Source organism: Tunicatimonas sp., assembly GCF_049647865.1.
Classification (GTDB): domain Bacteria; phylum Bacteroidota; class Bacteroidia; order Cytophagales; family Cyclobacteriaceae; genus Tunicatimonas.
Genome location: NZ_JBARYM010000830.1, coordinates 1 through 2365, shown reverse-complemented (window position 1 = coordinate 2365; position 2365 = coordinate 1). Strand labels below are relative to the sequence as shown.

The following is a 2365-nucleotide window of genomic DNA, read 5'->3' as shown; positions in this document are numbered from 1 at the left end:
GAGTAGAAGAATTCAGCACCTGGGACGAAACCTATGTCCATCATGAAATTGCGGAAGATATTAATGTGTTGATGGAGCGATCCGAAAGTGAGCCTGGGGAAGCTGGCCAGCAAGAACCCTGGACCTGGACCAAAACGTACGGAGAAGGTAAAGTGTTCTACACCGCCTACGGGCACGATGAGCGCACCTGGGGCCAGCCGGAGTTTCATGATCTGATGGAAGCCGGAATTCTCTGGGCGGTTGAAGCTGACGTAAAGGAGCAGTGGCAAGCCTATATGGAAGACATGCCCGAATTACAGTACGAGGAACGATCCAACATTCCGAACTACGAAAAGCGTGATCCCGCCCCCCGTTATCAATTGCCCCTTTCGCCGGAAGAGTCTAAGAAGCTCATTCAGGTGCCAGTAGGTTTTAGTCTGGAACTCTTTGCCTCCGAACCGGATATTATCAACCCCATTTCCATGGAGTGGGACGAACGCGGTCGCCTGTGGGTGATCGAGACGGTGGACTACCCCAATACGGTGCGCAACCAGAATGGTGTGGGCGATGACCGCATCAAAATATGTGAAGATACCGATGGCGACGGGAAAGCCGACAAGTTCACCGTATTCGCCGAAAACCTGAATATTCCGACCAGCTTAGTCTTTGCGAACGGCGGAGTCATTGTCTCCCAAGCTCCGCACTTTCTATATTTGCAGGACACCGACGGTGACGATCGGGTCAATATCCGAAAAGAATTGGTAACTGGTTGGGGCACTTTCGATACCCACGCCGGGCCATCTAACCTTACCTACGGACCCGATAACTGGATATGGGGAGTAGTGGGCTACTCGGGTTTTGAAGGAACGATTGCCGGAGAACAACAAGACTTTAGTCAGGGAGTATATCGGTTCAAACCCGATGCTTCGGATTTTGAGTATCTGACTAGCACCAGCAATAACACCTGGGGACTGGGCTTTACCGAAGACTTTGATGTATTTGCTTCCACCGCCAATAATACCCACAGTGTCTATTTGGGTATACCCGATAATTATCTGAAAAATGTAGACGGTCTACCTACTCAAGGAAGTGCCAAGATTGACGGGCACTACGCCATGCAACCCATCTCTACGATACGGCAAGTAGATGTATGGGGCGGCTTTACCGCCGCGGCCGGTCACCGTTTCTATACGGCCCGCTCATACCCTCAGGAATACTGGAATCAGATTGCCTTTGTATGTGAACCCACCGGTCAGCTGGTGCATCAGGCTCTCATTGAGAAAGAAGGTGCTGGTTTTGTTGAAAAAAATGCGGGTAACCTTTTTGCCGGGGCCGATGAGTGGGTATCTCCGGTAGAAGCGAAAGTCGGCCCGGATGGTGCCGTATGGGTGGCCGACTGGTACAATTTTATCGTTCAGCACAACCCTACTCCCACGCCTGACCGCGGTGGTTACGATGCGGAAAATGGCGACGGGAATGCTTACGAAAATCCATTGCGAGATCGGCAACACGGTCGCATCTGGCGCGTCGTTTATGACGAAGCTGAGCCTTACGAGCCTATGACACTAAGCATAGACGATCCGGAAGGGCTGGTAGCGGCACTAAGTCACGAAAACATGTTCTGGCGCACTACCGCGCAACGCTTGCTGGTAGCACGAGGCGAAGAAGATGTGCTGCCGGAACTGTACGATCTGGCGAAAAAATCAGGAACAGATGAATTAGGACTTAGTCCCGGTGCTTTTCATGCTTTATGGACAATGCACGGATTAGGTGCATTAGATGGCTCTAACGAAGAAGCGTATCGGGCTGTAGTGAAAGCACTCAACCATCCGGCGGCCGGAGTTCGGCGAGCCGCCGCTCAAGTAATGCCTCGCACCCCCTGGGCCAATCAGGCGATATTACGGGCGAATCTGGCGGAGGATGACGACCCCCGTACGCGCCTGACCGCGATTCTGGCATTATCAGAGATGCCCAGTTCAAACGGCATGGGGGAAAAGCTATACTCACTCAGCCAGGAGGAAAATGTACAGGGCGATAATTGGCTGGCTAGTGCCACCTACGCTGCCGCTGCTCATCACCGCGAGGGATTTATGAATACCTATCTGGCCGAAAATCCGCAGTACAAAGAGTTACAGACCAAGAAAGCTAGTATGATTCCGCGAGAACGCCCAGAACTTGATGATACCGACTGGAACACCATGCAACTACCCCAACTAATAGAGGATGCAGGATTAGATATTGATGGCGTCGTTTGGTTCAGAAAAAAAATAACTATTTCGGATGGATATGCTGACCAAGCAGGAATGATTTCGCTAGGGCCTATTAATGACTCCGATGAAACCTGGGTAAATGGAATTAGGGTAGGAGGTTTGGAGGACAGTTACGA

The 2365-nt window shown here is 51.5% G+C and carries 1 protein-coding gene; it reads left to right on the top strand.

Annotated features, from left to right (window positions below):
• On the top strand, positions 1-2365 hold a 2365-nt coding region (locus WBA23_RS23980), incomplete at both ends, for a PVC-type heme-binding CxxCH protein (RefSeq protein WP_424584807.1).